Annotated in this window: 8 protein-coding genes; 5 read left to right on the top strand and 3 right to left on the bottom strand. The window is 67.9% G+C overall.

Annotated features, from left to right (window positions below):
- Window positions 1-56: 56 nt before the first annotated feature.
- Together DX914_RS05100 and DX914_RS05095 are read right to left on the bottom strand one after the other, a co-directional pair.
- Window positions 57-9656 carry an SDR family NAD(P)-dependent oxidoreductase gene (locus DX914_RS05100; RefSeq protein ID WP_115857949.1) on the bottom strand — a complete coding sequence of 3200 codons (9600 nt, stop codon included), beginning with the start codon at window positions 9654-9656 and terminating at the stop codon, window positions 57-59.
- Window positions 9653-20188, bottom strand: coding sequence for a beta-ketoacyl synthase N-terminal-like domain-containing protein (locus DX914_RS05095; RefSeq protein ID WP_158549188.1), 10536 nt, complete (start codon window positions 20186-20188; stop codon window positions 9653-9655). Before DX914_RS05095 ends, DX914_RS05100 begins: the two co-directional genes overlap by 4 nt.
- 863 nt (window positions 20189-21051) lie before the next feature.
- Between DX914_RS05095 and DX914_RS05090 the strand changes: the two genes are divergently transcribed.
- Window positions 21052-21933: a 4'-phosphopantetheinyl transferase family protein gene (locus DX914_RS05090; RefSeq protein WP_115857947.1), complete on the top strand. Its 882-nt coding sequence runs from the start codon at window positions 21052-21054 to the stop codon at window positions 21931-21933.
- Here DX914_RS05090 and DX914_RS05085 read toward each other — a convergent pair.
- Window positions 21930-22691: a metallophosphoesterase family protein gene (locus DX914_RS05085; protein WP_115857946.1), complete on the bottom strand. Its 762-nt coding sequence runs from the start codon at window positions 22689-22691 to the stop codon at window positions 21930-21932. The genes DX914_RS05090 and DX914_RS05085 overlap by 4 nt on opposite strands.
- Before the next feature lie 175 nt (window positions 22692-22866).
- Between DX914_RS05085 and DX914_RS05080 the strand changes: the two genes are divergently transcribed.
- From DX914_RS05080 to DX914_RS05065, 4 genes are all read left to right on the top strand, one after another.
- Window positions 22867-24045 carry a YncE family protein gene (locus DX914_RS05080; RefSeq protein WP_147300603.1) on the top strand — a complete coding sequence of 393 codons (1179 nt, stop codon included), beginning with the start codon at window positions 22867-22869 and terminating at the stop codon, window positions 24043-24045.
- Between the two features lie 185 nt (window positions 24046-24230).
- Window positions 24231-25136 (top strand): hypothetical protein, encoded by a 906-nt coding sequence (locus tag DX914_RS05075; protein ID WP_115857944.1) that lies wholly within the window; start codon window positions 24231-24233, stop codon window positions 25134-25136.
- 302 nt (window positions 25137-25438) lie between these two features.
- The gene (locus DX914_RS05070) at window positions 25439-25984 is read left to right on the top strand and encodes a hypothetical protein (RefSeq protein ID WP_115857943.1); all 546 of its coding nucleotides are present in this window, start codon (window positions 25439-25441) and stop codon (window positions 25982-25984) included.
- 100 nt (window positions 25985-26084) lie between these two features.
- Window positions 26085-26492 carry a CopL family metal-binding regulatory protein gene (locus DX914_RS05065; RefSeq protein WP_158549187.1) on the top strand — a complete coding sequence of 136 codons (408 nt, stop codon included), beginning with the start codon at window positions 26085-26087 and terminating at the stop codon, window positions 26490-26492.
- Window positions 26493-26531 lie beyond the last annotated feature (39 nt).

Here is a 26531-nt window from a genome sequence, read left to right as displayed (position 1 = left end):
CTATCCGCTGCTCATTGCAGCAAGCTCAACGCCGTTCCTAACGTGTCGTTAACCGTTTACGCCAGCTGCTTCACCCTTGCCGTCACGTCCGCGGCGCTCATCGTGTCCTCCTCCAGTTCCGCGAAGAGCCCGGCGATGATGTCCAGGTTGTGCAGGTATCGATCGGGCGACGGCGCGGCTGCCGCCGGACCGGTACCCGCACGCGGCGGTTTGCCCTCGGACGGAAGCCAGCACTGCATGCGCGCGAACGCATAGGTCGGCAGATGAATTCGCTCGGTCCGCCGCGCGCTGTCCGCATCGGCGTTCTGTGCCTGCGCGGTTTGCCGGTAGCCTTGCGCCGTCAGGTCGGCGACCTGCTCCTGCAGCAGCGGATGCGGATGTCGTGAGCGCTCGCTGGCCTGACCCGGCACCGCCGCCGGCGAGCCGGCATCCGGTGCGAGCCAGTACGCGTCCTCGGCGAACGGATACGGCGGCAGCGCCACCATCGGCGGCTTGCGCGCGCCGTGCAGCTGGCGCCAGTCCAGCGCCAGGCCCTTCACCCACAGTTCGCAGAGCTTGAGCGCGTTGCCGTCGGCGATGCACTTGTCCACGACCAGCGCCGCCATGGCCGCGTCTTCGTTGAGCAGGCGCACGCTTTCGCGCCCCTGCCGCACGTGCGCGGCGAGCACGCCATGCGGCAGCGGCCGGTTCGCAGCGGCGGCGTCGAGGTAGGCGCCCAAGGTGTCGATGACTTCCCGCACGCTGCGCGCGACGAAGCCCAGGCGTTCGTCCATCGCGTCGCGATGGCACTGCAGGCTGTAGGCCAGCGCGGCCGGATCGTGTCCGGGATCGCCTATGAGGCCAGCCTGCAAGGCCTCGCGCAGATCCGCGGCCTTGCGCAACAATTGTTCGGGCGTGCGTGCCGACAGCGGCACGACGAAGCCGGCGCTGGATGGCAACGGCGGCTCGCCCGGCGGACGCGCGGCGGACGGCAGGTATTCGGCCAGCACCAGGTGGGCGTTGGTGCCGCTGAAGCCGAAGCTGCTGATCGCGGCATGGCGCGCGGCGCCATCGGGCGAGGTCCAGTCGCGCGCGACGGTGTTGACGAAGAACGGGCTGGCGTCCAGGTCCAGGTGTTCGTTCGGCGTTTCGAAGTTGGCGCTGGGCGGCAGCATGCGGTGCTTGAGCGCCAGCAGCAGCTTGATGAAGCCCGACACACCGGCCGCGGTCAGGCAGTGGCCGATGTTGGTCTTCACCGAGCCGATCGCGCAGTACTGGCGGCGGTCGGTCGCGTTCAGGAAGGCCGATTTCAGCCCGTCGACTTCGATCGGATCGCCGAGCTTGGTGCCGGTGCCGTGCGCCTCGACCAGTTCGATGCGGCCGGGATCGATACCGAAGCGGTCGTAGACATCGCGTATCAGGCGCTGCTGAGACTCCGCGTTCGGCGCGGTGATGCCGTTGGTGCGCCCGTCCTGATTCACGCCCCAGCCGCGCACGACGGCGAGGATGTTGTCGCCGTCGCGTTCGGCATCGGCCAGGCGCTTGAGCATGACCACGCCGACGCCCTCGCCCGGCACGAACCCGTTCGCGCGCTGGTCGAAGGTGTAGCAGCGGCCGTCGGGCGAGAGCATACCCGCATGGGCCGTCTTCAGGAACATGTCGGCATTGGCCATCACGTATACGCCGCCGGCAAGGGCGATGTCCGAGCCGCCGGTGATCAGGCTGTCGCAGGCCGACGCGATCGCGACCAGCGACGAGGAGCATGCGGTGTCGATGGACACGCAGGGCCCCTGCAGATTCATGAAGTACGACACGCGCGCGGCGAGGATCGAAGTCGCGCCGCCGGTGAAGCCGAGCGCGTTGATCTGCTGCTCGCGCGACAGCAGGTGGTAATCGCCGTTGGCGCAGCCGGCGAACACGCCGCATCGGCTGCCGGACAACCGTTCCGCGGTATAGCCCGCGTTCTCCATGCCATGCCAGCAGCACTGCAGGAACAGGCGCTGCTGCGGGTCCATGGATTCGGCTTCCAGCGGCGTCAGGCCGAAGAACAGCGGGTCGAAGCGGTCGTGCCCTTCCAGCACGCCCATCCACTTCGAATTGCTCTGGCCGAGCCCGGGCTGGCCTTCGACGTAATAGTCGCGGGTATCCCAGCGCGCCGAGGGAATTTCGCTGATGCAGTTGCGGCCGCTGGCGATGTTGTCCCAGAAGCTGTCGACATCCTTGGCCATCGGGAAGCGGCCGGCCATGCCGATGACCGCGATTTCGGCGGCGTGCATACCCTGTGCGGCGACCGCTGGCGGCGCCGCCGCGACCGTGGCCGTGCCGGCACTGCGCCATGACGCGAGCGCGGGCCAGGCGGGCGGCGCGATGGAATCGATGAACGCGTTGCCCGCTGCGGGCTGCGGCGGTGCAGCAGGCACCGAGGCATGGGCGACTCCCGCCGCTGCGGGCGCGTGCGCCGAGGCGCGCTGCGCGAGCGTGTCGCGCACCAGGCGCGCGAACTGTTCGACGGTCGGATGGGCGTAGACCCGGGTCGCTTCGATGGCGAGGTCGTAACGCTGGTTGACCGCGCGCACCCAGGTGACCCCGGAAATCGAATCCAGCCCAAGCTCGACGAAACTGCGGTCGGCATCGATGCTGTCGGACGTCTGGCGCAGCTCCTGCGCCAGCAGATCGATGAGCGTGCGGCGCACGGCGCCGAGATCGACGGCCGCCGCTGCGCCTGCCGGCACCGACGAGCTAGCTGCCGCGGAGGCCGATACCGCGTGCTGCGGCTGGGCGGACGGCACGATCGTAAGCGGCGCTACGACGGCAGCGGCGACTGCGGCATCCGTGGTGCGGCCGGCCTGCGCGTCGGCCGGGACCTGTTCGCCGATGTGCCCGGCGAGCGCTCGCAGGGTCGGATAGCGATAGACCTTGGTCGCTTCGATCTCCAGCCCGAAGTGCGCGTTGATCCTGCGGATCCAGGTCACGCTTGAGATCGAATCCAGACCCAGGTCGACGAACGGCGCGGCGGCGTCGATGTCGGCCTCGTCCGTGCGCAATTCTTCGGCCAGAAGACGGCGGATAACGGGCAGGATCTCCGCGCCCGTGGCGGCAGGCGCGTGCCGCGGCACCGCGTGAGACGCTTCCGCTTCCACTGGCGAGGGCGCGAATCGCTGCTCGATGCGGCGCAGCGCGTCGGCCTGCCCCACCAGGGTGGTTTCGTGCATCCGGACTTCGCGCGCGAACAGCGCCTGCCAGGCATCGAACTGAGGTGCGATGCGCGCAGCCTTCCACGCCACCAGACCGGCGCGCGGGTGCCGGGCGACGCTGCGCGCCAGCGCCAGCGCCTCGTCCAGCACGCGGTCGCGCGGCAGCACGGTCAGCCGCGGGTTGCGGCGCGCCAGTTCCGCACCGGTGATTTCGCGCCCGGTGAATAGGCTGTCGCGGGCCAGGTCGAAACCCAGCCGGGCCGGCAGGATGCCGGTGGCGCCAGCGCCGGGCGTGAACCCGAAATTCATGTACGGGCTGACGTAGCGGCTTTCCTCGCTGAACAGCACGCCGTCGCAGAACAGGCCCAGGGTCCAGCCGGCGCCGATGCCATGGCCCTGCATCGCGGCGATGACCGGCAGCGGGCAGCGCATCGGCAACTGGAACACGTCCTGATCGGTGAAGCGGACCCTGCCTTCCTGGATCGCTTTGAGGCCGTCGCGGGTGCCGCCGGAGGAGAAATAAGTGTCGTAGCCGGTGAGTACGACGGCCTTGTAGGCGGGCGAGGCGCCGATATGATCGAAAACTTCCTGCAGCCCGGCGATCAGCGCGTCGGAGAACATGTTGCGTGCGTCGCGGTCTTCCAGGCGCACCAGGACCACGCCTTCGGCATCGACGCTGGCGCGGATTACGGACGAGGTCAGGGGCAGCGCACCGGCTTCCACCGCGATATCGGCCGCTGGAGAGACGGCGGTCTCGCCGGTTTCCACCGTGGGGTCGGGGCCCAGGGAGTCCTGCAGCGACCGCAGCAGCGCATCGCCGGCAGCGGACGATGCAGCCACCGCGGCCAGGCCGGTGCCGAACTCCCGGGCCAGATGTTCCTTCAGCAGCCGTAGCGCTTCGGAGGATTTGTCGGACAGATGAGCGCAGAACGCGTCCACGGCGGCTGCAAAGCCTAGGCGCGGCACCACCGTCGCGCCCCACCCGGCCGCCTGCAGCTCGTGGCCGCTGATCGGCTGCTCGCGCAGCGCCAGCATCGATGCCAGCGATTCGCCGAAGCGCGCCGCGAGCCAGTCGTGTGATGCAGGATCGACAAAGGCCGGTGCCACTCCCGGCGTAGAGAAGCCGTACTCCTGGTCGTCGACCGCGATGATGCTGTCGCAGGCACAAGCGAGGCGGAAGCCGGCGCCGAGCGCCTGCCCGGAGAGCAGCGCCAGCGTCGGCGCGGGGAACGCGGCCAAGGCTTGCAGAAGCAAGTGCATGGCCTCGGGATCGGCCGGTACCTGGCCCTCACGCAGGAAGATGCGCTCGTCGCTTTCGATCAGCAGCGCCTTCAGCGACGGCAGTGCGGCCGCATGCGCCAGCGCTTGTCGCAGCGCGTCGACCAGCGCGGGATCCAGTTCGCCTGCGGGCGCCTGCAGACGCAGCGCGAACAGGCCTTCGCCGCGATCTTGCAGCAGCACCGCAGCGGAAGACGTGCCGCCGTCGTTGGACTGAGCATCATGATGACCGCCCTCCCCCGCGCCATGCGCCGAAAGCGGCAGCGAGGGCTTGGTCAGGGTGGCCGTTGCGATCGTGGCGATCAGGGCCGGCGAGTCCAGCGCGATCGCGCCAGGCTTCCGCAACGGGGTCGCGAACGATGCCGGCGTGGTTTCGACGTCGGGGTGCGAAGCGTGATTGCGGTGGGATACGCGGCTTTCGAACCGACGATCCGGCATGCGAGCGGCCGGGTCCGCCGGCGCAGCATGCGCCGGAGTCGCTTCCATGGGAGCCCAGGCAGCCGCCACGGCGGGCAGCAAGCTCAGCGCGGTGAACTCGATGCACACCGCGCCATCATCGCCGCACAGGGAAATATCGACGCACGGGGGGCCGTCGACTCGTGTCGCGGTCTGCGCGCGGATCCAAGCGTATCGCGGGCGATCGCGAACCGGATATACACGCATTTCCGCAAAGCCCACGGGGAAATGCGGCGTCTCGTGAGAGGACGCCAACCACTGCGCGGCGAGCATCGCCGCATCAACGGCGGACGGGTCGATCACACAGTCCGCGAACGCGGTCTGCGACGGATCCGGCGTATCGAATGTCAGCCACAGGCCATCCGCCGTGCGCTGCACCGCTGCGAGGCGCGCATACAGCGCGTCGACTTCCAGGCCGACAGCGCGCTGCGCTTCGATCGCCGCGGTACGGTCGGCGAACAGCACCGAAGCGCCACGCGACAGCGCGGCGATGTCGAGCATCGGTGCGGACGTATCGGCGTGAGCTTCAACAAACCCCTGGCATAGCACCTGGCCATCGGCGGGCGTGGACAGTTCGAATGCCGCCGTCTGCGGTTCGGGACGCTGCGCCTGGCCGGGCGGCAGTACCGCAATCTCCACCTCGATCGCGGCCGGCACCGCCCGCGGCGCACCGAAACGCACATCGCGGAAGGCCCATGCCCTGCCCTGTTCGAGCACGCCCTGTCCGGGCATTCCCAGCCCGTCGGCCAGGGCAGCGCGGGCCGCTTCGAGCTGCATGCCACGAGGAAGCGTCGCCTGTCGCTGCAGCCTAAGCCCCGTGATCCGCGGATCATCCGCTCGGAACGCGCTGAGATAGCGCTGCTGCCCTGGTTTGGAAGCGTTGCGATGGACCAGGGAATGGATCGTCTGCGCCGTCATCATGCCAGCGTGCGCGTCCGCGGGCTCCTCGCGCCGGTAGCGCTCTCGAGCGAACGGATAGACCGGCAAGTGCATACGCGCCGGCAGCGGCGCGCCGTGCAGTTTCGACCAATCCAGGTCCAGACCCTTGGTCCAGACATCGAGCAGGCGCGAAACCTTGCCGGCGACGAACCAGCCGTCGACGCTGGCCTGCAGGTCCCGGTCCACCGTGAACAGCGCGATGCTCTCGCGGTGGCGGCGCGACTGCGCGTAATACAGGTCGTCCGCGAGCGCGCCGTCCTCGGGGCGCTCGTCGGCGAGGAACACGTCGAGCTTGTCGATCAGTTCAGCACGCGTCTCCACGCGCATGGCCAGCCGCTCTTCCATCGCTTCGCGACCGAGTTGCAAGGTGTAGGCCAGGCCGTGCAGATCGATGCCGGCATCGGCTTCGACGAAGGCTTTAAGTGCCGCCGCCTTCTCCCGCAGCTGCGGCAGGGTGCGCGCCGACAGCAGCACCGCGCAAGGCGCACTCGACACGGCAGGTTCGTCGCGGGCCGCGCGGGCAACGCCGGCATGGGCCTCTACGATCAGGTGGGCATTGCCGCCGCCGGCGCCGAACGAGGAAATGCCCGCGATCAGCGCGACCTCTTTGCCGTCGATGACCGGCGCGATCCACGGCCGCAGGCGCTGATTGACCTCGAACGGCGTGGTGCCGAAGTCGATGTTGGGATTGAGCCGCTGCGAATGCAGCGACGGCGCGATCTGACGGTGGCGCATCTGCAGGACGACCTTGGTCAGCCCGGCGATGCCCGCCGCCGATTCGCAGTGGCCGATGTTCGACTTGGCCGAACCGATCAGGCAGAAGCCGGTATCCGCGGTGTGTTCGCCGAACGCCTTGCCCAGCGCCGCGATCTCGATCGGGTCGCCAAGCTTGGTACCGGTGCCGTGCGCTTCGATGTAGCTGATATGACGCGCATCGACACCCGCGTCCTTCAGCGCATCGGAGATCACCGCGGCCTGCGCCTGCGGATTGGGCACCGTGTAGCCGTTGGTCTTGCCGCCGTGGTTCAGCGCGCTGCCGCGGATCACCGCGTGGATGGCATCGCCGTCGCGCTCGGCGTCGGACAGGCGCTTGAGCACCACCACGCCCACGCCCTCGCCCGGAATGTAGCCGTCCCCGCCTTCGCCGAAACTCTGGCAATGGCCGTCGCTGGAGATGAACTGGCTGGCGCTGAGCATGCCGTACTTGCCGGGATGCAGGCTGAGATTGACGCCGCCGGCCAGGGCCATGTCGGTGCGGCCCAGCTTCAGGTCCTGGCAGGCCAGGTGGATCGCGGTCAGCGACGAGGAGCACATGGTGTCGAGCGTCATGCTCGGCCCGTGCAGGTTGAGCGCGTACGACACCCGGTTGGCGATGCTGGCCAGGCTGCCCGATCGGTTGTATTCGCCGTACATCACCCCGGCGTAGACGCCCACCTGGCCGCCGCGGCAGGCCTGCAGCGCGGCGCGGGTGTAGCCCGCGTCCTCGACCGCCATCCACGCGTGCTGCAGGAACAGCCGTTCCTGCGGGTCGATCTGCTCGGCGTCCCGCGGTGTGATGCTGAAGAAGCGGGGATCGAACTCGTCGGCGCCCTGGATGAATCCGCCCCATCGGCTGCTGTGCTGACCGGGGGCCAACGCTTCGCCGCCAGCCGGGTCGCGGTAGTAGTCCTGCCAGCGCCAGCGGTCGGCGGGAACTTCACGGATGCAGTCCACGCCCTGCGACAGGTTGCGCCAGTACTCGTCCAGATCCCAGGCTTCCGGATAGCGGCCGCTGATGCCGACGATGGCGATGCTCTCGCTATGGAGGGAGGGGCTGGGAATCGGCCCGGCATCGACGGATGGCTTTTCGATGCGCGCCATGGCGGCGGCGCCCAAGTCGGTGCCGCTTCGCGAGGCGAGCGCAACGGGCTGCTGCACGGCGTCCGGCGTTCGGCGCATCGCGCCGATGCGCTTGCCGGGCACGCGCGATCCCGCGGCCGTCGTGGCGATGGCCGGCGCAGACGAAGCCGCTGCGGCGGCCGCGGCCACGGCTTCCGGCGACAACAGCGCAATCAGTCGATCCGCGTGCGTCGTACAGAAATAGTCGTTGAGCTGCGCGATGGTCTGGTACTCGAACGCCAGCGTCTTGGGCAGCCTGCCGAAGATCGTCTCCAGGTGCGTCACCAGCTTCATCGCCAGAATCGAATCGATTCCGTACTGCTCAAGCGGCGCCTGCGGCCGCAGCCGGGCGGCGGGAACCTTCAGTACCTGCGAGAACTGCCGGCAGAGGTAGTCCAGTGCCTTCTCGCGCAGGGCATCGTCCATGCCCACCGGCGTCGCATCGGGGGCGAGGACGTTCTTGCGCGCAACCCCGGCCGCAGAACCCGTTGCGGAATCCGTCGCCTCAAGCAGCGCCCGCATTGCCGACAATTCGCCTTCCATCACCAGCACACGCTCGCCGGGAAGCGTGAGGCCGCGGTACATCGCGCGCATCGCGGCGGCGGTGGACAAGGGACGCATGCCGGTGTGATCCAGCAGCCGCTCGCGGGTCGCGGCGTCCATACCCATCCCGCCGTCCTGCCACAGCGGCCAGTTCACCGACAGGGTGCGTCCGTGGCGTTCGCCCCGCGCCGCCAGGCGATTGCGATGCGCGGCGTACGCGTCCATGAACGCATTGGCCGCGGCGTAGTCGACCTGGCCGACGATGCCCCAGCAGGCGGCGAAGGACGAGCACAGCAGGATGAAATCCAGCGACAGGTCGCGCGTGGCCCAATCGAGATTCGTCAGACCGGCGACCTTCGGCGCCAGCACCTCGGCGAACGTGGACGGCGATTTGCGCAGGATGAAGCCGTCGCGGAGGATGCCCGCGCAGTGCAGGATGCCGCGCAGCGGCTGGTCCTGCTCGCGCAACTGGCTCACCAGGGCGTCGACGGCGCTGCGATCGGTCACGTCGAGCGCGACGTAGTCGATCCGGTGCAGCGGTGTGGCCAACGCATCCAGCGTGCGGCGCGCCTGCGACGAAAGCGCCGAGCGTCCGGCCAGCACGATGCGCGCGGAGCGGCACTGCGCGACGATCTCGCGCGCGAACTGAAGGCCGATGCCGCCAGCGCCGCCGGTGATCAGATAGCAGCCGCCTTCCCTGAACGCCACCGGCGGGGCGGGCTGCACCTGGCCTTCGGGATGCTCTCCCAGCACGCGCCAGCGCGATATTTCGCGGCGCAGGCCGCCGGCATCGCGTACATGGCGCACGGCCGCGCCGCGCGGCGCATCGGTACAGGACTCGTCGTGCACGAGCCGATGCAGTTCGGCAGCGCCGATGTCGGCCGGCACCCTGATCACGCGCGCGGTCAGGGCCGGAGTTTCCTCCATCACCGTCCTGAACATGGCTTCCAAGCCGCTGGCCACCATGGCATCGACGGCGGCCGTATCGGCATCACTGGTATCGGTAACAAACACCAGCGTGCGGAAGCTCTGCCCGGCCGCCAACATCGACTGGATGGCGGCCAGCGCCTGCAGCGCCGCATCGGTAAAAATCCGATCCGCCGCGACGACGTTCGCGGGAGGCGCGAACGCTTCGATCCGCGCGTCCCCACGCATCGTCTTCAACGACGTGGTCACCGCCGGATCGACGCCCCAGACGAGTATCCTGTCCACGGGCTGGGCCGGGGCCGGCGTCGCCGGCGCGGCGACCCATTCGGGCGCCGCGAGCAAGACGCCCTGCTCCGCTTCGGACGCCCGCCGCTTCAGAGCCTTGATTCGCACCAGCGCTTCGGCCTGTGCGAGCCGGCCTTCGGCGACCGCGCGATAGATGGACAGCAGCGTATCCTTCATGACGGCAACCCGAGTTCGACGGCCTCTTCGGCAGACACGTCGTTTCTGGAGAGGCTCTCCAGCAGCTCTCGATAGAAGGCCTCGTCGAACGCTCCCGACTCCATCATCCCGGCCCCATTCAACGTTCCTGCCTCATTCGCCAGGCCCGAGCCGTCCAGCCCGGCCGGCGTAGCGGCCCTGACACCGTCCACCGGCCGCCAGCCGAAGCCGCGGATGTCGATGCAAAGCGCGCCGTCCAGGTCGAAGATCGAAACATCGCAACTCTCCACGGCCGCCCGGGCGCCGCTGCCGTCGGCGACGCCCGCCGCGGGCGTCAACACGACGACGGCTTCCGACGGACACGGTGCGTGCAACGTCAGCGAGCGCAGCGCGAACGGAACCGACGGCGCCTGCGGCAGCGCCTGCAGCGACGGCAGGAAGCCGATGCACGCCTGCAGCGCGGAGTCCATGATCCCCGGCGGCATGCGGTAGGCGTCGCCAGCCGTGGTCGCCAGCGCGAGTTCCGCTACCAGCTTTCCGCCCACCCGGGAGATCGCGCGGATGCCGCGATGCGAGGGGCCGTAATGCAGGCCCATCTGGGCGAAAGCGACGTAGACCTCGTCGCCGCTCCATCGATCGCCGCGCTGAGCCGATGCCAGCAGCCCGGCGTCCGCCATGCGCTCTCCAGCCGAATCGACGAAGTCCGCTTCGCCCTGGCAGTGCAGGATGCGATCGTCGCCCGAACCGCTGACGACCGCGAAGGCGATCGCGCCATCGTCATCGATGCCCAGCTCGATCTCGACGGTCGCCGGTCCGTCGACCAAGATCGGCTGCCACCAGACCACGTCGCGTAGCGCCAGGCGCGCCTGCGACCCCATCGACGACGCGGCGAGACCGGAAGCGGCATCCGCGAAGGCATCCGGCAGTGCATCGGCGATCGCCGCGGCCGCCATCTCCAGATACGCGACCCCGGGAAGCACATGCGCGACCCGTCCCTCGCCGAAACGCACGCGATGGTCGCGCAGGAAATCCTCGCTGCCGTCGAACGTGGAGCGATAGCGCTGTTGGCGCAGGGTCGACGCATTGACGTGCAGCAGCGGGTGGATCGCCGCTGCCGCTGCCTCCGTGCGCTGTGCCGGGGACGTGGCGTCCTCTTCCAGCCAGTAGCGCTCCCGCGCGAACGGATACAGCGGGAGTTCGACGCGCCGCGGACCACGGTCGTCTTGCGCCGGATAGAGTTTCGCCCACGGCAAATCGACGCCGTCGACCCACAGTTCGGCGAGCTTGTCGAGTTTTCCGTCGCGCAGACAGGTGTCGATCAGCGCCGCTTTCAGCTCGGCGTCCTGTCCGATGAAGGCCAGCTTGCCGCCACGCGACAGGCTGCTGCCCACGTATATATCCGCGGGCGCTCGCTCGGCGGCGAACGCGCGCAGACGTGCCTCGAGCTCGTCCAGCGTATGGGCGACCAGCGCGCAGCGCTCTTCCATCGCCTCCCTGCCTGCCTGCAACGTGTAGGCGACGTCGTGCAGCGAGGGCGCATCGTCGCCGACGCGCGCCGCGAGTCCCTGCGCCAGCGCCTCCGCCAGCGACTGCGCGCGTTGCCGCAGCTGCTCGGGAGTTCTGGCCGACAACGGAATCAGCGCCGGACCCGCCGGGGCGACATCGCGTCCCGCCGCCGCGGTCGTATCCCGCACCGGCGCCGCTTCCAGCACCAGGTGCGCATTGGTGCCGCTGAAGCCGAAGGAGCTGACCACGGCCGAACGTCCACCCTTGGCGTTCTCGGGCCAGGGTTTCAGCGCGGTGTTGACCACGAACGGGCTGTCGGACAGATCGATGTGCGGATTGAGGCGTTCGAAGCTCGCCGCCGGCGGAAGCTGACGGTGCTTCAACGCCAGCACCAGCTTGAGCGCGCCGGCCACGCCGGCCGCATAGAGGGTGTGGCCGATGTTGCCCTTGACCGAGCCCAGGGCGCAGTAGCCGGTCTTGTCGGTGTAGTGGCGGAAGGCCTGGGTCAGGCCCTCGACTTCGATCGGGTCGCCCAGCTTGGTGCCGGTGCCGTGGGCTTCGATCAGCTGGATGTCTTCGGGATCGATCCCGAAGCGGTCGTAGACGGAGCGCATCAGGCGCGTCTGCGATACCGGGTTCGGTGCGGTGATGCCGTTGGTCTTGCCGTCCTGGTTGACGCCCCAGCCGCGGATCACGGCGTGGACGATGTCGCCGTCGCGCTCGGCGTCGGCCAGGCGCTTGAGCATCAGCGCTCCCACGCCTTCGCCGGGCACGAAGCCGTTGGCACGATAATCGAAGGCATAACATCGGCCGTCGGCCGAGAGCATGCCGGATTGGCCGGTCTTGACGTGCATGCTCGGGCCGGCCATCACCGCCACGCCGCCGGCCAGCGCCAAGTCGCAGTTGTCCGCGGCCAGGCTGTCGCAGGCGTTGGCGATCGCGACCAGCGAGGACGAGCATGCGGTGTCGATCGACAGGCACGGCCCCTGCAGGTTGAGGAAGTAGGCGATGCGCGCGGCCAGGATCGACATCGCCGCGCCGGTGAAACCCTGGCTGCTGACCTGGTGCTCGCGCGAACGCTGGTGGTAGTCGGTCGCGCCGCAGCCGATGAACACGCCGCAGCGGCTGCCCGACAGGCGGCGCGGGTCGATCGCGGCGTTCTCTACCGCATGCCAGCAGTTCTGCAGCATCAGCCGCTGCTGCGGGTCCATGCTCTCGGCCTCGGTCGGCGAGATGTTGAAGAACAACGGATCGAACGCATCGCAGTCCTCCAACACGCCCATCCAGCGGCTGTTGGTGGTGCCGGGCACCGAGATGTCCTGGCTGAAGTAGCGTTCGATATCCCAGCGCTGCGGCGGCACGGTGTCGATGCAGTCCTTGCCGCTGGCGATGTTGTGCCAGAACGCATCGAGGTCGCCGGCGCGCGGGAACTGGCCAGCCACGCCGATGATGGCGATGGCGTCGCCGCCCTTGACCGGCCGTGCGCCCTGGTTGCGCCACGAGACCAGGCTGCGGGCCGAGCGTCCGGCCGGACGCGCGGGTCCGATAAGCGGTCTGGCATCGACGGCGGCGGCCGGCGCAGCGGACGGCCGTGGCGGGGTCGGACGCGCCGGCAGCAGGCCGGCGAGAAAGCGCACGAACTCGGCCAGGGTCGGATGGCTGTAGACCTTGGTCGCTTCGATGCGGGTGCCGTAGGCCGCATTGATCCTGCGGACCCAGGTCACCCCGGTGATCGAATCCAGACCAAGGTCGACGAATTGCCGGTGCGCATCGACCTCCTCTTCCGGCATGTGCAGTTCCTGCGCCAGCAGGTGCCGGAGCGCGGCGGACAGCTCGGCTTCCGTGGCCGAGGTCTCCGTCGCGACGGCTTGGTTCGCCTCGGTCGGCGCCGGCATCTCAGTCGGCGCCGCCGCGGCCTGCGCCCGTGCCACGCCCGGCAGCGCGATGCGCTCGACGACGAAGTCGCAGAACCGGCGCAGCGTCGGGTGGCTATAGACCTTGGTCGCTTCGATCCGGGTGCCGTAGGCGGCGTTGATCTTGCGGACCCAGGTCACCCCGGTGATCGAATCCAGGCCCAGGTCGACGAACTGCGTGTCCTCGTCGATCTGGCCCGCGTCCATCTGCAGCTCGGTCGCGAGCAGGTCCTTCAGGGCCTGCGCGATGTCCTGCGGCGCCGCGGCATCCTGCGTCGCGGCCGACACTGGCACGATGCGTTCTTCGGTCTGGAAATGCCGGATCACGCCCAGCAGCGCGTGTTCCTTGCCGACGAAACTTTGCGCGTGCATGGCCAGTTCGTGCGCATACGTGTCCTCGACCGCGGCCAGGCCCGGGTCGGCGAAATACCGCTTCAGCCAGCGCACGTCCGCGGGCGCACGCGCCGCGATCGCGTCCGCCAGAGCCAGCGCATGCGGCAACACCTGCTCGCGCGGAAGGCAGGCGTGCGGCAGCCCCTTGGCGCGCAATTCGCTGCCGCTGTACTCGACGGCGGCGAACAGGGTCTCTCTGGCGAGGTCGGGGCCGAGCGTGGCCGGGAAGATCAGCGTCGAGCCCGCACCCGGCGTGAATCCGTACTGCATGTACGGGCTGATGTAGCGGCTTTCGGCGCTGAACACGCACAGGTCGGCGAACATGCCCAAGGTCCAGCCGCCACCGATCGCGTGTCCCTGCATGGCGGCGACGACCGGCACGCTGCAGCTCATCGGCAGCTGGTAGATCTTGGTGTCGGTGAACTTGGCGCTGCCCTGCTGGATCGCCAGCAGGCTGTCGCGGGTGCCGCCGCAGGAGAAATAGGTGTCGTAGCCGCAAAGCACGACAGCGCGGTAATCGCCCGACGCATCGATGTGGGCGAACACCTGCTCCAGCCCGCGGACCAGCGCGGGCGAGAACATGTTCTTCGCCTCGCGATCGACCATGCGCACGAGCAGCACGCCGTTGCCGCGCAGTTCGGTCTCGATGGCGGGAAATTCCGGCAGGGGCCGCCGCGCCGCCACCGGGCTGGCATCGTTCGTGGCCGATACCGTCGAAGGCTCTGCCAGCCGGGCCGACACGGCGGCTCGACGGCGCGCGCGCAGCGCGGATGCGCGCAGCGGAAAGGCGCCCGCCAGCGCCAACGCATGCGCCAGCACGTCGGCCGCATCGCTGCGCACGATCGCGCCCGCGGACGCCAGTTCGGCCCCGGCGATCGCCGCCGGTTCCAGCAGGCAACGCTTCGCGCGATTGGCGCCCAGGCGATGGGTTAACAGCGCTGCCCCACGTCGCAACAGCGATGGATCGTGCCAAAGCGCATCGGTCGAATAGCGCGCGCGCTCTGCGTGGACGCAGGCGTCCGCGCTCAAGCCCAGCAACCAGCCGGCGCCATCGGCATCGCCTTCGAAGGCGACCACCACCGGCGCCGGGTGCTCGCATAAAGCCTGCTGCAGCGCCGCCAGCTCCGCATCGACCCGCCGCGCCTCGGCAGCGTCGCCTATGGCGGGCAGAAACCCATCCAGGCCGCTGCGCAGCACGACCGATGCAGCGCCGGCATGCTGCGCCAGCTCGGCCAGCGTCGCGCGCAAGTCGCTCAGCAAGGCGGCCGGGGCGGCGCCCCCGGCTTTTTCGGCCAAGCGCACAGAAACGGCCGTGTCGGACAAGGATTCGATCGCGATTCCGGACCGCGCCTGCGGCAGTACGACGGGCACCGTCGCGGACGGCGGCGCGTCGGATGCATCCGCGGCGGACTCATCGCGCGAACCCAGACGCGACACGCCCTCGCGCAGCGCGAAGGACAGGTGCGCCTTCAGCAGGTGCAGCGAATCCCGTGGCTTGGTCGCAATGGACCCGGCCAGCGCCAAGGCCGCGGCCATGGCGCCTTCGCGCGCGACGACAGGAACGGTCCAGCCCTTCTGCGCCAGCTCACGCCCTCTCTGAGCGCCGCTGACATAGATCAGATCCTCCGCCCAGGCATCGCCGAAGCGGGCCGCCAGCAATGCAGCCTCCGCCGCCGTGACTGGCACAGCGCGCTGGGTGCCGGCATAGCCGTAGCGCGATTCGTTCGCGCAGACCATGAAATCGCACAGCGCGCCCAGCAGGAAGCCGGGGCCGTCGGCGCCGCCCGCGAGCACCGCGACGGTCGGCAGCGGGAAGTCGACGACAGCGCGATACAGCGCGGCCGCGACGTCGTCATCGAGCGCTTCCGGGCTGCCGTGCAGGAGATCGGCTTGGGGGCCGACCAACAGCACCAGGCGGGTGTCTTCGCGTTCGCGCAGGTGCTCCAGCGCCAGCAGCGATTGCGCGACGACGACGCGATCCAGCTCGGGCTGCAACAGGACAATGGAGAACACGCCGCTGCCATGTCCGCGCAATTCGACGCTGGCCGGTGGCGCATCCGCCAGCGGCTCGGCATCCGGCGATGACAGCGCGATCGCGGATGCGCCGAGGGAGCGCGGCGCCGGCGCCGCATCGAGTTCGTCAACCTCGCGCAAGCGCATCGCACTGGGCTTGGCCGTGACCGCGCCAACGCGCACCTGCGTTTCCGAGGACACGGCGGTCGGCAGGAAGACGATGCGCGTGCCGGTCGCGGACAAGGCCGGCGTCGACGCGGCGGTTTCGGCAGGAGCGGCCGCGGCGGCCTGGATCGGGCCGTTCCTAGCTGCATCGCCCCGGTCGGCCGGCAAAATGGACGCGTCCTCGAACGCGCGCGTCCACTCCAGATGCAGGCCGTCGGCGCGTAGGCAGGGTTTGCCTTGCGCGTCGTACAGCGCCAGGTCAAAGCGCCCGGAACGGTCATCTCGAAGGCCTAGGACCACATAGACCGGACGGTCGCTGTCGGAGCGCAGGCGTGCGCTCTGCACCGCGCGCAGCGCAACCTCGGACGGTACGGAGGGCGTCAGCCCGAGCTCGTCCAGCAGCCAGGCGGCGGCGGACGGCACGGATGCGAGCACGTCGGGAGGGAACGTCCATGGGTCGGTGCCGGCGGTGTCGGCGGCGAACTCCAGCACTACCTCGTGGCCCATACGCGCGAGGCGCTGAGCGCGCAGGCCATGCAGGCCGAGCGTCGCCAGCCGGTCGTGGACGGCATTGATCGGAGCGCCACGAGCGAGGCCTGCGGCCAAGGCGGCCACATCCGCCCTGCCCTGCGCGTCCTGCGCGGTGAACGAAGCACGGCCTTGGCAATGCACGCGTTCGAGACCGCCCCGGGTCGTGTAGATCTCGAAGCCCAGGGCCTCGTCGGTGCCGGGCAGCAGCGCAATGTGCAGCTCGCAGCCTTCGTCGACCAGGATCGCATCGTCGGCAACCACGTGCTCGAAGCGCAGTTCGCGTGTGGCGAGCTCGTGGGGATACGCCGCCGCGATCGCCGCGTGCGCCATTTCCAGGCACAGTAGCGCCGGCAAGCGGCGCCCGCCGGCCGCGTCCTGCAGCAGGAAGCGCTCATCGCCGTTCAAGCCGACGCTGTAGGCCGGGCCGCGCAAGGTCGAAGTGTTCCGCTGCAGCAGCGGATGCGCCGTTGCCGCCGTCCGGGCGTCGCCCAGCGTGCGTTGCGGCTCGATCCAGTGACGATCGCGTGCGAAGGGATAGGCCGGCAGACGGATGCGCCGGGGGCGGGTACCGGCATGCAGCCGCACCCAGTCGATCTCGACGCCCTTGACCCAGTGCTCCGAGATCCGCGCCAGATCCCGCTCGATCAGCCAGCCATCGCGGCGTGCGCTGAAGGCCGGATCGCCATTGCAGACGGAGAGGAATTCCTTGTGCTTGCGCACACTGCCCCGATACTCGCCGGGACCAGGATGCGCGGTGTCCGACAGCGCCTGCAGTTGACATCGCAGATCGTCCAACGACGTGGCTACGAAGGCGACGCGTTCGTCCATCGCCTCGCGCCCGACCTGCAGGGTATAGGCGATGTCGCGCAGGGCGGCGCCGGCGGCATCGCGCTGCAGAAAGCCCAGCAGGCGCTCGATCTTCCGCTGCAACTGCTCAGGGGTGCGCGCCGACAAGGGCAGCACGTAGGCGCGGTGGCCCTCGTCTTGTGAAGAGCCATCGGCGTCGGCCGCCAACGACAGCGGCTCCTGCAGCACCAGATGCGCGTTGGCACCGCCGGCGCCGAAGGACGAGATGCCGGCGATGCGCGGCACCTCGCGCGCAGCAGCGGCCTCGCCCAGCACCGGCCGCAGCCACGGCTGCAGGGAACGCTGCAGGCGGAACGGCGTCTTCGAGAAATCGATCTCGTCGTTGACCTCGTCCGCGTGCAGGGTGGGCACCAGCTGCCCGTGCCGGAACTGCAGCAACACCTTGGTCAGGGCCGCGATGCCGGCAGCCGACTCGCAGTGGCCGATGTTGGATTTCAGCGAGCCGATGGCGCAGTGCTGAGCTTGCGCGCCGGCTTCGGCCGGCGTGCGGCGGCTGGCACGGAACGCCTTGGTCAGGCCGGCGACTTCGATCGGATCGCCCAGCGCGGTGCCCGTGCCGTGGGCCTCGATGTAGCTCACTTCGGCGGAATCGACGTTGGCGCGGGCCAACGCGGACGACACCACCTCGGCCTGCGCCACCGGGTTGGGCACCGTGTAGCCGTGGGTACGGCCGCCGGCGTTCAGCGCGCTGCCCCTGATCACCGCGTAAACGGTATCGCCGTCGCGCAGGGCATGATCCAGCGGCTTGAGCACCACCGCACCCACGCCTTCGGCATCGACGAATCCGTCGGCATTGCGGCCGAAGGAGCGGCACTGCGCGCCTTGCGACAACATTCCCAGGGCGGTGAGTTCCTGCATGTGCTGCGGATCGACGATCAGGCTCACGCCACCGGCGATCGCGGCCTCGCACATGCCGCCGTACAGGCTGTCCAGGGCCAGATGGATCGCGGTGAGCGAGGAGGAGCAGGCGCTGTCGACCGCGAAGGAAGGACCGGAGAAGTCGAACAGGAACGAGACCCGGTTGGCGACCGAGTAGTACAAGGGCTGCACGGTGTAGCGCGAGTTCATGACGCCGACGAACACGCCGACCTTGCCGCCCGGCGCGAGCGTCGCGGGCGTGTAGCCGCTGTCCTCGATCGCGTGATAGCTGGTTTCCAGGAACAGGCGTTCCTGCGGGTCGATCTTCTTCGCCTCCTTGGGCGCGATCCGGAAGAACAGCGGATCGAACTTGTCGATCTCGTCGAGAAAACCGCCCCAGCGGGTGTTGATCTTTCCGGCTTTGCCCTGCTCGGCGTCGTAATAGTCCTGCCAGCGCCAACGGTCGGCCGGGATTTCGCTCGCGCAACTGCGCCCGGACGCCAGGTTGTCCCAGAACGAATCCAGATCGGGCGCCTGCGGATAGCGGCCGCTGACGCCGATGATGGCGACATCGAAGCGCGCCGCACGCTGCGCTGGCGCATCGACGGAAGCCGTAGCGTCCGCTGCCGGCCGCACCGGCGATACGTCACCACGCGGTGCCGGCCGCTGGCGACCGGAGCGGTCCAGCGCTTTGCCCGGCGCGCGCGCGGCAGGCGCAGACACGGCCGGCGACCGCGTCGATCCGGGCGCGGCCGCGGCGGAGGCCGATACCGCAGCCGCATGCGCGGAGGCCGCGCGCACGACGGTTTCCCGGTCGTGCTCAAGGAAATAGTCGACCAGGCCGTCGACGCTGTGCACTTCGAAAAACAGGGTGCTGCGCGTGTCCGGAAACAGCTTGCGGAAATGCGTGGTCAGCTGCACGACCAGGATGCTGTCCAGCCCGTAGTGCTCCAGGGGCTTATGGGTCTCGATCTCACCAGGGGCCATCCGCAGCGCCCCCGCGATCATCTCCCGGAACAGCAGCGAGCAGGCCGCTCGCAGCGCGGCGTCGCCGGACGGCGGGCAGATGCTGGCCGAGGCGGATACCGCAGCTGGCGCTGACGTCTCCGTCGCGAACGCGGCCTCGGGCGCTGCAACGCCGGGCGCGGCCGACGGCAGTAAGCGCTGGCGGACTACGCCGTCGCTTCTGGCCGCCAGGACCAACTGACCCAGCCCATGATCCACGTCGGCCGGAAAACGGATGTCGAGGAAGCGCTCGGCCTTCAGCAGCGATGTCCACTGCGTTGGGGACAGGCAGGGGCTGCCGGGCAGGCGCAGCCTCCGGTCCTCGTGCAGCCACCAGCCATCGAGCAGGCCGAAGGTGAAATGGGTCTGCCACGACCACGCGCACAGTTCGTTGACCAGCAGCAGACCGCCGCGCTTGAGCAGCGCTTTGGCGTTGCGCACGGTCTCGCGCATGTCGGTAGTGGCGTGCAGCACGTTGGTCGCGATCACCGCGTCGTAACGGTCGCCCTCGACCGACTGCCGCGCTAGCGGCTTGCCGACATCGAAGATCGCGGTGCGCAGCGCCGGAAACTCGGGCTCGTAGACTTCCTGCGCGTGCAGCAGGAAGGCCTTGGACAGGTCGGTGTAGCAATACTCTTCGACCAGGTCGCCGAAACCGCGCAGCATCGGCAGCAGCCCCGCGGTGGTGCCGCCGGTGCCGGCGCCGATTTCAAGCAGACGCAGGCCTCGCTCGCCGCGCTCGGCCTTGGCGGCGAATTCCGCGCGCAGGGTATCGCCGAGCACTCGATTGAAGTGATCGGCGATCAGGTTGTGCTTGTAGATGCCCTCGACCAAGTGCATCGACGAATCGGGAAACACCACGTCGGTGGCGGGCAGCGCGCCGGTCAGGACGTCGGTCAGCCGGCGCAGGCAGGCTTCGATCAGGGTGAGATAGGCGCGATGGTTGGCGTTCTCGCACCAGCCCGGCATCGCCGCGTCCCAGCGCGGCCACAGCGCCTCGAGGCTTTCGTCTATGAGAAAGCGGCAACGACCCGTGAGCGGATCGGAGGCGATGAGCTGGTGCGCCTGAAGATGGCCTAGCAGCGCATCCAGCCAGCGGCCGTGCGCGGGACGCAGCGTGGCCCGGCGTTCGCCCGGCGCGTACTCGCCCTGCGCGTCGGCGAACAACGCACGCACCTGGGCCGCCACGATAGCCGTGGCCAGGCGCTCGGCATCGGCCGGCAGCTGGGCGGATTGCAAGTCGGAGGCGGAGATTTTCGGCGACGCGTGACGCATCGCTGGAGCCTTGCCCGGTGCTTTCATGCGCGTTGCTACTTCCCTGTAGAGTGCGTGCATCCTGCGTGGTTCCGGCAGTACCGGATCTGCTCCGATACGCCTAATCGTCTAGCGCTGCGTCAGCTCCCGCTTCGTCGCTGACGTAGGACGCGAAACAATCCGAACTCCGGCCAAGCGCCGCGACTGCGTCCGGATCGGTTCCGATCGCGCAAGGGTGCTGCGCGCGAAGCCGTAGCGGTAGCGCGCTTTCGCTTGCCGTTATGCAGCCGCATGTCGCCTACGACGATGCCTAACGCATCGAGCGGCCTTCGGAACTCGCACTCGCTTACAGGGTCGATGGGCAACAAGCCAACATCGACGGCAGTTTCCAACGCGGAGTTGGAAGCTTTTACGGGTGGATCAACGAAAAGCCGAAAATTCCGGTGAACCGGAGAAAACACTTCTTCAGACATGGCCGCCCACTACTCGATCCTTCAAGGCACGCGTGAAAATACACACATGCGGCGCACACAACGGTATCCCTACGTTGCGGTTTGTGAGTACCGACGACGACGATGAAAACGCTTGCAGTAGCGCAAGCACAAAGTGTCGATACTCATCCCCGAGGACACTCATAGCAGAGTGTCCTGCAAACTGTCAACGCAACGTTACTTTGACTTGAGCACATTGCAAGAGGATGAAAACTGCATGGAAGCGCTTGTCGCTTCGTCGATAAAAAATGAATCGGCGCGGCGATGTCCTCAGATCTGCTCTTAGATCGTTTAAAAGCAAAAGCCGGGCATTTGTCACATTTTTCGATCGATGTGCAGCTATGATCCGGAAGCCGGAGGTGAGGAATACCTCCGCATTAGTTACACGAACAACCATCGTGCACAGACGAGAAAGGAAGCATGTCTGCACCCATGTCCGTCCCGGCGACCATTACGCCTGCGCGCTTTTCCGAAGCGCACTCCGAAGCCCGCTCCTTCGAAGCGCGCCCCCTCGAAGCAGACCGTTCCAGCATCGATGTCTGGCTCACCTACTACGACGAGGTCGTGGATGACGGCCATTTGTTCGAGCTGAGAAAACTGCTTAGCGGCGAGGAGGTGGCGCAGGAAGCCCGCTTCTACTTCGCCGACGATCGCAAGCGCTACCTGGTCACGCGCGCCATGGTGCGCACCCTGCTCTCGCGCTATGCGTGCGTCGCCCCTGAGCACTGGCAGTTCTCGAAGAACGCCTATGGCCGCCCCACCATCGCGGCGCCGACTCTGGAAGCCGACGATCGCGTTCATGGTCTGAGCTTCAACATCTCGCACACCCGCGGCCTGATCGCGCTCGCGGTGAGCCGGGATCGCGACCTGGGCATCGATGTGGAGAACATCTCCACCCGTCAGATCTCCCTCGACGTGGCGCAACGGTACTTCGCGCCCAGCGAGGTGGCGGATCTCTCATGCGTCGCACCGGCCCGGCAACAGGACCGGTTCTTCGAGTACTGGACCTTCAAAGAGTCCTACATCAAGGCCCGCAGCATGGGGCTTTCGCTGCCGCTGGATGGATTCAGCTTCCAATTCCCCGATCACAGCGCGGTGCGCATCCAGATCGATCCGGAACTGAGCGACGACGCCGGGCGCTGGAGCCTGTGGCAGTACCGGCCGACCACGGACTACCTGATGGCGATCTGCGCCGAGCGCGGCGATGGCGCGCCGCCCAGCGTCTCGATGCGCAAGTTCACTCCCCTGGTGGGCGAAGCCCCGCTGAGCGCGCGGCATCTTCGGAGTTCGGAGCCCTGTTAGCCGATCTCCACCAGCCGGCGCACGGACATCAGGCTCTCCTGCGGATATCCGAACGCGTTGTTGATGTACGTCACGCCGTCGATGCTGACCCGTCGGTTGATATGACTGTGGCCGTAGACGTGCGTATCGGCGCCCAGCGCGCGCAGCTGCCCCTCTATGCCGCTGCTGCCGAGCACCGGGTTGAGATAGTGCATCGAGGCGGGAACGAAAAACGGGATCAGGTCGATCCGCGGCAGGAAGTGCGAGAACGTCACCACCCGATTCCGGCGCGCGTCCTGAGGAAGCGTCTGCGGGTTCATCTTGAGGAAGTGCTCGGTCACCTGCTCCGGTCCGATGCCGTCCGGCCAACGGCACGCGCGGAAGTCCATCCACAGCATGCTCAGGTCGCTGTTGGGCTTGCCGAAGGAATAGTCGTACCAGCCGAGCAAGGGCACGACCAGCGTGTCCCCGTAGCTGTAGGGACGACTGGACGCACCGGAATCCTCGGCGATGGCCATCACGTGTTCGAACTTGCGCAGCGAACACATGTCCGCGGCTTCGCGCCGAACCCACAGATCGTGATTGCCGGGCACGAACAGCACCTGGCGAAACTTGGCGGCGAAGCGCCCCAGGCACCACGCGAGCAGGCTACTGTCTTCGGTGATGTCGCCGGCAAGAATCAGGATGTCGTCGCGGTAGTCCATGTCCGACAGGTTGTCGACCCAGCGGGCATTGTCGGGGTAATCGATATGGATGTCGGAAATAGCAAACAGCTTCATCGCGATCCTCGGCTCACCCCGCAAGTTTGGCGCGCGGTCGGCCAACTCGATGCGCCCGGAAGTATACACACGCGATCCTCGTGCGCATCCAGGCTTTCCAGTGCCTTCCGGCGCAACGCCGATGCTTAAGCGCATCCTGCGGAAATCGCGCACGCAACGGCTGTCGGACTATAGCTTGGACGACACGCTGGGCAATCATCTCGACCTTCTGTTTTCGGTCAAGCACCAGAAGCAGCGGGCGCTCAATCGCATCATGCGACAACGTCTGATCGACGGACGCCAGATGAAGGGATTGGGCGGGCGCACCTCGCGCCCGTACCGCGAAGGGTTACTGGTGCGCTACGGGCTCGGCGATGGCTGCGCGCAAACGATCGAACTGAAAGAGCCGTTCGGCCTGGATCAGGCCGGAGACCGCCTGGCCGTGGCCACCGGCGACGAGGTCCGCGTCTACGACACCAGTGCGGAAGTCGTGCATGTGTACCGCAACCCCTGGTTCGCGCAGCTGCACTCTGTGTACTTCTCCGCTGATGGCCAACGGCTGCTGACCGCCTCGACCGGCTTCGATTCGGTGCTCGAATTCGACCTTGGGCTTCGGGAACTCACCTGGACATGGACGGCATGGGACCACGGCTACGACAAGTCGCCGGCGGGGATCCGCATCTGCCGGTCGGGTCCGTGCGCGGACACTCGAAAACGCATCAATGTGAACGACGCGCAGCACTGGGGGGGATTCGGGCTTCCTACCTACCTGACGACCACGCATCTGAACAATGCCTGCTATCGGCATGACGACCTCATCTTCGTCACGTTGTTCCATCAGGGCTGCGCGATCGTGGTCGAGCGCGGCTCGGGCGCGTCGCGCGAGGCGCTGAGCGGCCTGCTCAATCCACATGGGTTCGAGCCCGGATGGGCGGGCGACCACATCGTGACCGACACGCGTCGCGGCAGGGTGATCTTCTTCGACGAACACCTGACCATGAAAATGGCGCTGCGGGTCGAGGCCTGCGCTCCCGCGGAGAGCCGCGCGGGCTTGGGGGAATGGCTGCAGAACGTGCTGCATCTCGATCGCGGCCTGTACGCGGCGATCGACATCCACCGCAGCTGCATCTGGCTGTTCGATCCGTGCACGCGACGCCGGCGCAAGATCGAAGTGAGTCCGGATTGGGCGGTGCAGAACGTGATTGCCGTAGACCCGCAACGCGTGAGGGCATTGCACCGACTCAATGAGTTTGCGGAGATACGCCATGACATCGTCGACACCGCCGGCCTGATGACGCCAACGGCGGTCAGGAAATCCCAGCGGCGCATGCCCTGGTACCGCAAACTCGTGCGGGCCGCCGTGGCCTGGTTGTAAACACCTCCGGTACGACTTCCCGATCGCCGCACCCGAGATCGACCGTCCGGCCGGAACGCGTGCCGCCTGGCTCCGGGCTTGCGGCTTCGTGATCGCGACCACGGTCTGCGCACGGCTGCGCGATGATGATCGATCGGGCACCCACGGCCGCCATGGGGCGGTCCGTCTACACACGGAGGACAGACATGGGCAGCGCCAACGGGGGTCAGTCCAAGACCCAGGAACTGATAGTCAAGGTCAACAACCTGTCCGGAGCGTTCGACTCGGATCGTGCGGACGACGCCACCTATAAGGGCATGAACCGGTACCTCAACGGGAAAGACAGCCAGCACATGAACTGGTTCCCGGACACCAAGGACGCACGCGTCAATCGCTATCGCGACATCACCGCGCTGGCCGGCGATATGGGCATGAGCGAACAACACCGCCATGAAGTGCTGACCCAGGCCTACAAGTCGCTGAACGGCCACGACGCGCTCAAGGATGCGGGCATAGCCCCTCCCGGCCAGCCGGCGCGCAAGGACGACGCCGCACGGGCCAGCAGCAGTGTCCCCTCGCAATCGGCGCACGAGCATCCCAAGGATGTGCGCCAGGACTTGGACGCCCTGCTCTCGAATCCGCGCAGCTTCCTGTCGCTGAGCGGCCATAAGGCCGAAGACTTGTTGAAACTGTCCACCAAGGACTTGGGCGCGGCGGTGGACGCCGACAAGACCTTCGTGCGCGATGCGGCCCCGTACTGGAATCTGCCAGGGGAACAGCGCCAGGCCACCGCCAGCCATGTGCGCGACAACTTCAACGCCGAACTGAGCTACCGGCTAAAACTGACCGGCGTGACCAACGCCACGCCTACGCACGCCTTTGTCGCCGGCAAGGAGACCGTGGTCAGCGCGGTCAACCAGGGCTACAACATCTATTCCGGGCCCAACCACACCGAGGCGCTGAAAGCCATCGGCCAGGCCTCGATCAGCATCAATCTGGCGGTGGGGCAGCAGATGACGCTGGCTGGGCGCGGCACGGACAGCCTGGCCGAGCAGACCATGAGTCAGAACCCGGACGGCCACAACACCAGCAAGAGCGTGGTCCATAAGTAGGTGAAACAAGACCGCAGCCTGGCCCCGATTCCGGCCGGGGTCGGGCTGCGTGCCCGCTCCTTGGCTCGGCTCGGATGCCGCGCAGCGCCCCCGGCGCCGAACGCATAACGTCTGCAAGCGCATCGTGCGCGGTCTCGCCGCACGTCGCGGTTGCACGACGGTTCGATCCATCGCAATCGAGCCACGTGTCGCCGCAAAGGCAGCGCAGCGCGAAGAAAAACGCCGACGGGCTGGTTAATGTCGCCGACGCTGCGGCCATGAAGGGCCGGCAGCATTGGACGCTCATTTTCAAGGAGTAATACATGTTTACCTCCCCCAAGCGCTTCGCCTTGCCCGTTCTGCTGGGCCTCTCGTTGCTGGCCCCAGCGGCGGCCGTGCCGGCGCAGCAGCCGGCGAACGACGTGACCCTGGCTGCCCTGCCGCCGGGCGTGCAGCTGCGCGAACTGAACCGCTACTTCTTCAATCACAACAACGGCTCGGGCTACCACTTCTCCGCGTTCTACCTGCCCAACACCTGGGAGTTCTATTACGACAAGGAGGGGACGCTGGGTTTCGTTTCCATGACGCCGTTCGAGAACTCGCGTCCGATCTACAACTGCCTGATCGAGGTTCCGCGCAAGCACCCTAGCCCGTTCACATCCCTGGACGTCAACTGCGAGGGCCAGATACCCAACTCCTGGCACGGATTCACCGGCTACCTGAGCACGGTTCAGATCGAGGGCACGGTGCCGCTGTACCGCTGCCGCTTCACCCGAGGGCAGCCGCATCACTTCGATACCCACAGCCCCAACTGCGAGGGCAATCCGAACGCGGTATCGGAAGGCGTGTTGGGCTACATCTTCCTGTAAGCCGCATTCGCCTGCCCGCTGGCATCAGCGGGCAGGCTTCCGCCGCCCTGGAGCATGGTTCAGGCTGCACACGGCACCAGGGCGCGCTAAAATGCCCACGATGGCGATCCTGCTGCGACTGCTGCTGTGCCTGGGCCTGATCCTGAACGGGTCGGTCTACGCGGCTGCGTCCACGCAGATGCAGCTCAATCATCTGCACACCGCCGTCGCCGCGGCGCAGGCGGCGGCCGCTGCCGCCGCGGAACTGCCGCCCTGCCACGAAGGCATGAGCATGGCGGGCATGGACCACGGCGCACCGCCAGCGGCGCCTGCGGGGCACGACGGCCACGCGCCGGATTGCTGCCAGACCTCAACTTGCACCTGCGACTGCCTGCAGCCGGCGCCCGTGGCCGCTGCGGCAGTGGCGGTGCTGGGCAGCGAGATCGGCCATGCGTCGATCGCGCCGCCGCGTCCGGCCGGACACGCCCCGCCGGCTCTGCCCTACCCCATCCGACCTCCCATCGGCTAAGTGCGCCCGGCGCCGCGTTCGCGGCGCGATTGCGGCTGT

Origin of the sequence: Lysobacter silvisoli, from assembly GCF_003382365.1 — a bacterium.
GTDB lineage: Bacteria > Pseudomonadota > Gammaproteobacteria > Xanthomonadales > Xanthomonadaceae > Lysobacter > Lysobacter silvisoli.
Note: the sequence above shows the minus strand (reverse complement) of the source record. Positions and strands in the feature narration are given on the sequence as shown.